Here is a 6,419-nt window from a genome sequence, read left to right as displayed (position 1 = left end):
GGTAAATCGGCAAGGATGCCGATTTAGCCGCGCCGGGCCATGGATGGCCCGTCGCGGCGGCCCGCGGAGCCGTGCCGGAGTGCGGGCATGCCGAGCCTAGGCGAGGCACCGAGTGGTGGGGCAAAGACCTTTTGGTTACTTTTGGGGCGTTTGCCAAAAGTGACCCGCTGTAAGAGCGGAACCCTAAGCAGCCGTTACCTAAATAACGGATATGTACTCAATCCCCCTGCAAACCACCACCAAGCCCCCTGTCATCTAAGCGTCACCGTAACTTCATGGAGATGACACCGGCCCTACATAGCCTGACATGGCACAAACAAGTCGACCGGCCGTAACCCTGGCCGGCACTCGGAGACTCGCCATGACTCAGATCGCCCGCATCAGCGACACCGGCAATGAACGCCGCCTGCAAGCCGAACGCCTGATCGGCGCCCAGGCTTTGCAGGAAGCCCAGGCCCTGCGGTTCAACGTGTTCAGCGGCGAATTCAACGCCAAGCTGAAAGGCGCTGAACTGGGCCTGGACATGGATGACTATGATGTTCACTGCAGCCACATCGGCGTGCGGGATTTGAACAGCGGTCGACTCGTCGCCACCACCCGTTTGCTCGACCACCAGGCCGCCACCACCCTGGGCCGCTTCTACAGCGAAGAAGAATTCAGCCTCCACGGCCTGCTGCACCTCAAAGGCCCCATCCTGGAAATCGGCCGCACCTGCGTCGACCCCGCCTACCGCAACGGCGGCACCATCGCCGTGTTGTGGGGCGAGTTGGCCGAAGTCCTCAACCAGGGCGGCTACAGCTACCTGATGGGCTGCGCGAGCATCCCGATGCACGACGGCGGCATCCAGGCCCACGCCATCATGCAGCGCCTGCGCGAACGCTACCTGTGCAACGAACACCTGCGGGCCGAGCCGAAAAAGCCGCTGCCGGCACTGGACCTGCCATCCAACGTCATCGCCGAAATGCCCCCCTTGCTCAAGGCCTACATGCGCCTGGGTGCAAAGATTTGCGGCGAACCCTGCTGGGACGAAGACTTCCAGGTCGCCGACGTGTTCATCCTGCTCAAGCGCGACGAGCTGTGCCCGCGGTATGCCCGCCACTTCAAGGCAGCCATGTGATGAGCCGCCTTCGGGTGTACGGGCGAATTGCCCGCGTGCTGGTGGTGGTGGCCCTGGGTTTGACCATGGCCAGTGTGTTTGGCGTGTTTGAACGTCTGGGCGTCGCCAACTCGATGGTGCGCCGGCAGCGCTGGTCGCGTTTTTTCATGGCACGGCTGACCAACGCCCTGCCCTTTCGCGTGACCGTTCACGGTGAGTTGCCGCAACAGTCGATGCTGTGGGTCAGCAACCACGTATCGTGGACCGATATCCCGCTGCTGGGGATGGTGGCGCCGATGTCGTTCCTGTCCAAGGCCGAGGTGCGCACCTGGCCGGTGGCGGGCTGGTTGGCCGCCAAGGCAGGCAGCCTGTTCATCCGCCGAGGTTCGGGGGACAGCCAGTTGATTCGCAAACAGATGACGCGTCATCTGGAACAACAACACCCGCTGTTGATGTTCCCGGAAGGCACCACCACCGACGGCCGCGCCCTGCGTACGTTCCACGGGCGGTTACTGGCCAGTGCGATTGATGCCGATGTGTCGCTGCAACCGGTGGCGATTCGTTATCTGCGCGATGGCCACATCGACCCGCTGGCACCGTTTATTGGCGACGATGATTTGCTCTCGCACTTGATGCGTTTGTTCGGCAATGACCAGGGCGACGTGGAAATCCATCTGCTCAAGCCGATTGCCTGCGCCGGGCAGGAACGTGCGGCGCTGGCGTTCCAGGCGCAGCAGGCGGTGCAGAAGGCGTTGTTTGGCCCCCTTCCAGAGGCTGAGCAAATGCCAGCGCGGCCAGCATTCGCGGCCTGAAGCGAGCACGGTGAAAAATGTGGGAGCGGGCTTGCTCGCGAAGGCGGTGCATCAGTCAGCAGATTCATTAGCTGACCCACCGCTTTCGCGAGCAAGCCCGCTCCCACATTTATAGTTGTATTGCCAACTGGCTATTTGAGAACCGCTGCAATTCTGGGTAAAACACCCGAAAATCCTCGCTCAACGGCTCGTACAGCGCTCGTAATTCCTGCATGGCATGGCCCAGTTCTTCGGGCCGTGTCAGGCGTCGGCCAATTCCTCGAAGTACCTGTTCCATCACCGCAAATTCGCGGTACGAACCCAGCCAGTCATCCGCCGCCATGTACGGCGCAATCTGCGCCAGCCGCCCCGGCAATGCCGGTTCTTCGGCGAGCACCCGGTAAACCTCAGAGGTAAATCGCTCCAGCGGCTGATCGGCATATAACGCCCAGTCCCGCGCCAGGCAGTGGTCGAAAAACACATCGAGGACAATCCCGGCATAGCGGCGCCGGGTCAGGGTGAAGCGCGACAGCGCCTGCCCGATCAGCGGATGACTGTCGGTGTAGCGATCGATTGAGCGATGCAACTGAATCGCCGACTCGATTTGCGGGCTGAACTGGCCTTGCAGGCGACCTTTAACAAAGTCGCCATACAGGCTGCCAAGCAATTGAGCAGGAAGTTGGCCGCCGAGGTGCAGATGTGCGAGATAATTCATGGCGCGCAGTCTAGCACTGCCGTCAACGTATCGTTATAACCCGATATACCGATTCAATCTGGTTTAAGACCAAAATCATATTGGTATATCGGGATGCAACGATTTAAAGTTCGCCTCATCGCGATATAACGTTTTACAAAACCGAGCATCACTGCCATGTCCATCGACCTCGACGAAATAATAAAAGCCCTGGCGCACCCAGTACGGCGAGACATCCTCAACTGGCTGAAAGACCCGAAAGTGCAATTCCCCGAGCAGCTGCACAACCACGAATACGGCATTTGCGCCGGGCAGATCGACCAGCGCTGCGGGCTGTCTCAGTCCACCGTGTCGGCGCACCTGGCGAACCTGCAACGGGCGGGGCTGATCAGCAGCCAGAAGGCCGGCCAATGGCACTTTTTCAAACGCAATGAGGACGTGATCCAAGCCTTCCTCAAAGCGCTCACCGAAGAACTCAGCGCACCGCTGTAACAAGGACCCATCAATGCCTCTCTCGCTACTCATCCTGGCCTTAAGCGCCTTCGCCATCGGTACGACCGAGTTCGTCATCATGGGCCTGTTGCCCGATGTGGCGGCCGACCTCGGTGTATCGATTCCCGGCGCCGGCTGGCTGGTGACCGGCTACGCCCTGGGCGTGGCCATCGGTGCCCCCTTCATGGCACTGGCCACCGCCAAGCTGCCGCGCAAGGCCGCCCTGGTAGCGTTGATGGGCATCTTCATCATCGGCAACCTGCTCTGCGCCCTGGCCAGTGACTACAACGTGCTGATGTTTGCCCGTGTGGTCACCGCGCTGTGCCACGGTGCCTTCTTCGGTATCGGTTCGGTGGTCGCCGCCAACCTGGTGCCGGCCAACAAGCGTGCTTCGGCCGTGGCGCTGATGTTCACCGGCCTGACCCTGGCCAACGTGCTCGGCGTACCGCTGGGCACCGCGCTGGGTCAGGAAGCCGGCTGGCGCTCGACCTTCTGGGCCGTGACGGTGATTGGGGTGATCGCCCTGATCGGTCTGATCCGCTTCCTGCCGGCCAAGCGTGACGAGGAAAAACTCGACATGCGCGCCGAGCTCAGAGCACTCAAAGGCGCCGGCATCTGGCTGTCGCTGAGCATGACCGCGCTGTTCGCTGCGTCGATGTTCACCCTCTTCACCTACGTCGCGCCGCTGCTGGGGGACGTCACCGGTGTTTCGCCCAAGGGCGTGACCTGGACCCTGCTGCTGATCGGCCTGGGCCTGACCGTCGGCAACATTATCGGCGGCAAGCTGGCAGACAAGCGCCTGGCTGCCACCCTGATCGGCGTGTTCATCAGCATGGCGGTGGTGTCCACCGTCCTGACCTGGACCAGCGTCGCCGTGATCCCGACTGAAATCACCCTGTTCCTCTGGGCCACCGCCTCGTTTGCCGCCGTACCGGCACTGCAAATCAACGTGGTGACCTTCGGCAAGGCCGCACCGAACCTGGTGTCCACCTTGAACATCGGCGCCTTCAACATCGGCAACGCCCTCGGCGCCTGGGTGGGCGGCAGCGTGATTGCCCACGGCTTCGGCCTGACCAGCGTGCCCCTGGCCGCTGCTGCACTGGCCGTGCTCGCGCTGCTGGTGACCCTGATTACTTTCCGTCAGACCGGCGATGCCGACCTGGCCCCCGCGACTAACTGATCAACTAAAGAGAAGGGTGTTATCCCATGACGACTATTTTCGATCCGATCAAACTGGGCGACCTGGAACTGTCGAACCGCATCATCATGGCGCCGCTGACCCGCTGCCGTGCCGACGCCGGTCGCGTGCCCAATGCGCTGATGGCTGAGTACTACGTCCAACGCGCTTCCGCCGGGCTGATCCTCAGCGAAGCCACCTCCGTAACGCCAATGGGCGTGGGTTACCCGGACACCCCGGGCATCTGGTCCAACGACCAGGTTCGCGGCTGGGCCAATGTGACCAAGGCCGTGCACGGTGCAGGCGGCAAGATCTTCCTGCAACTGTGGCACGTGGGCCGGATCTCCCACGAGTCGTACCTGGACGGTGAAACCCCGGTCGCGCCAAGTGCCATCCAGCCTAAAGGGCACGTCAGCCTGGTACGCCCACTGGCCGACTACCCAACGCCGCGCGCCCTGGAAATCGCCGAAATCGCCGACATCGTCGACGCTTACCGCGTAGGCGCCGAGAACGCCAAGGCCGCCGGCTTTGACGGCGTGGAAGTCCACGGTGCGAACGGCTACCTGCTCGACCAGTTCCTGCAAAGCAGCACCAACCAGCGCACCGACAACTACGGCGGCTCCCTGGAAAACCGCGCACGCTTGCTGCTCGAAGTCACTGACGCCGTGATTGAAGTCTGGGGCGCCGGTCGCGTCGGTGTGCACCTGGCACCACGCGCCGACGCACACGACATGGGCGACGCCAACCTGTCGGAAACCTTCACCTACGTCGCCAAAGAGCTGGGCAAGCGTGGCATCGCGTTCATCTGCTCCCGTGAAAAGGAAGCGGGCGACAGCCTCGGCCCACAACTGAAAGCCGCCTTCGGTGGCCCGTACATCGCCAACGAACGCTTCACCAAGGACAGCGCCAACGCGTGGCTGGCTTCGGGCAAGGCTGACGCCGTGGCATTCGGCGTGCCGTTCATCGCCAACCCGGACCTGCCGGCTCGCCTGAAGGCCGATGCACCGCTGAACGAAGCACATCCAGAGACTTTCTACGCCAAAGGCCCGGTCGGCTACATCGACTACCCGACCCTGGCACTCTGATCTGCTGAAACGAAAAAGCCCCGACTTGCGAGAGCCGGGGCTTTTTTATGGGCCGCAGGAAACATTCCTTCACAGCCTTGCAACAATATTGCTACAAAATACTTAGCCAACTACCTATCAACCGCCCGCCAGCCCGTATATAACGTCACCCCACAAAATCAGGGAAAAGCCTGATTGACCAGCCCCGGTGTTTATTGTTGACACAACTGGTCGCAATTACGCATTTTGTCTTAATTGCGCAGGCCAGGGCTCAAGCGCAGCATGTCCAACGCGATATCGACCCAGCGCTCTGCGTCCTGGGCCAACTGGAAACTGTCGGGCACCAGCAGCCACTGGCCGAGAATTCCGTCGATATAGGCGTGCATGCACACCGCGGCACGTACGGTGTCGAGATTCTCCGGAAGCTGCCCGCGATGGACCGCGTTACGCAAGGTCAGCCCGATGCGCAGGTTGCATTCGAGGCTGGCGGTCTGGCGCTGACGGCGCAGATCACACATTTCATCGGTGAATTCGCACTTATGAAACAAAATCTCATTGATGCGCCGGGTCTTAGGGTCCAGGGCCACTTGATGGAACAGATGAATCAGCAGCTTGCGCATGCAACCCAGCGGATCGACCTCGTCCTCGCTCTCACTGGCCCTGGCCAATTCATCCAGCGGCTCGTGCAGCGTATCGAGCATCGCCTGCACCAGGTCGGCCTTGTTGCTGAAATGCCAGTAGATGGCACCACGTGTCACGCCTGCCAGCGCGGCAATATCCGCCAGCGTGGTACGCGCAACCCCGCGCTCGTAGAAGGCCTGCTCGGCCGCTTCAAGAATCTGGCTGCGCGTTTCCTGAGCTTCCTCTTTGGTACGACGAACCATGGCAGTAAAACCTCAATCAGGAGACTTGGGGTGATCGGTAACGCAGACTCAACCGCCGCTAACGACCATCTGAATAATTGTGGGACGACGCCGTCAAGGGCGCCGAACGTACTAGAATCGAGGCTTTGGACGCTGCTTTGTCAACATTCCGCGAAGCCTGTCAAGAGTTTACAAACAACCATGAACGTAAGTATATTGCGTAGCAAGCTACTTATCCACTC

7 protein-coding genes are annotated in these 6,419 nt (G+C 61.1%); 5 read left to right on the top strand and 2 right to left on the bottom strand.

The window, feature by feature from the left end:
* Nucleotides 1-361 precede the first annotated feature (361 nt).
* Together olsB and HYE77_RS25840 are read left to right on the top strand one after the other, a co-directional pair.
* Nucleotides 362-1,117, top strand: a complete 756-nt coding sequence (gene olsB / locus HYE77_RS25845) for an L-ornithine N(alpha)-acyltransferase (protein ID WP_008431132.1) — start codon at nt 362-364, stop codon at nt 1,115-1,117.
* Nucleotides 1,117-1,908, top strand: a complete 792-nt coding sequence (locus tag HYE77_RS25840; protein ID WP_003219789.1) for a lysophospholipid acyltransferase family protein — start codon at nt 1,117-1,119, stop codon at nt 1,906-1,908. Before olsB ends, HYE77_RS25840 begins: the two co-directional genes overlap by 1 nt.
* Before the next feature lie 109 nt (nt 1,909-2,017).
* On the opposite strand, the gene HYE77_RS25835 is transcribed toward HYE77_RS25840, so the two are convergent.
* Nucleotides 2,018-2,602: an ACP phosphodiesterase gene (locus HYE77_RS25835; protein ID WP_003219791.1), complete on the bottom strand. Its 585-nt coding sequence runs from the start codon at nt 2,600-2,602 to the stop codon at nt 2,018-2,020.
* Between the two features lie 156 nt (nt 2,603-2,758).
* On the opposite strand from HYE77_RS25835, the gene HYE77_RS25830 reads away from it, so the two are divergent.
* From HYE77_RS25830 to HYE77_RS25820, 3 genes are read left to right on the top strand one after another with little or no spacing between them, the layout of a single operon-like run.
* Nucleotides 2,759-3,073 (top strand): helix-turn-helix transcriptional regulator, encoded by a 315-nt coding sequence (locus tag HYE77_RS25830; RefSeq protein ID WP_003219793.1) that lies wholly within the window; start codon nt 2,759-2,761, stop codon nt 3,071-3,073.
* A gap of 13 nt (nt 3,074-3,086) precedes the next feature.
* Nucleotides 3,087-4,253, top strand: a complete 1,167-nt coding sequence (locus HYE77_RS25825) for an MFS transporter (protein WP_003219795.1) — start codon at nt 3,087-3,089, stop codon at nt 4,251-4,253.
* A 26-nt stretch (nt 4,254-4,279) separates the two neighbouring features.
* A complete protein-coding gene (locus HYE77_RS25820) occupies nt 4,280-5,335 on the top strand; it encodes an alkene reductase (RefSeq protein ID WP_177041983.1) in 1,056 nt (351 codons plus the stop codon).
* 230 nt (nt 5,336-5,565) lie between these two features.
* Here HYE77_RS25820 and HYE77_RS25815 read toward each other — a convergent pair whose 3' ends face one another.
* Nucleotides 5,566-6,198 (bottom strand): TetR family transcriptional regulator, encoded by a 633-nt coding sequence (locus tag HYE77_RS25815; RefSeq protein ID WP_003219798.1) that lies wholly within the window; start codon nt 6,196-6,198, stop codon nt 5,566-5,568.
* Nucleotides 6,199-6,419 lie beyond the last annotated feature (221 nt).

The organism is Pseudomonas sp. IPO3774, from assembly GCF_013386835.1.
Lineage (GTDB): Bacteria > Pseudomonadota > Gammaproteobacteria > Pseudomonadales > Pseudomonadaceae > Aquipseudomonas.
The sequence above is the reverse complement of the archived record's forward strand: the minus strand, read 5'-3'. Positions and strand labels throughout refer to the sequence as shown.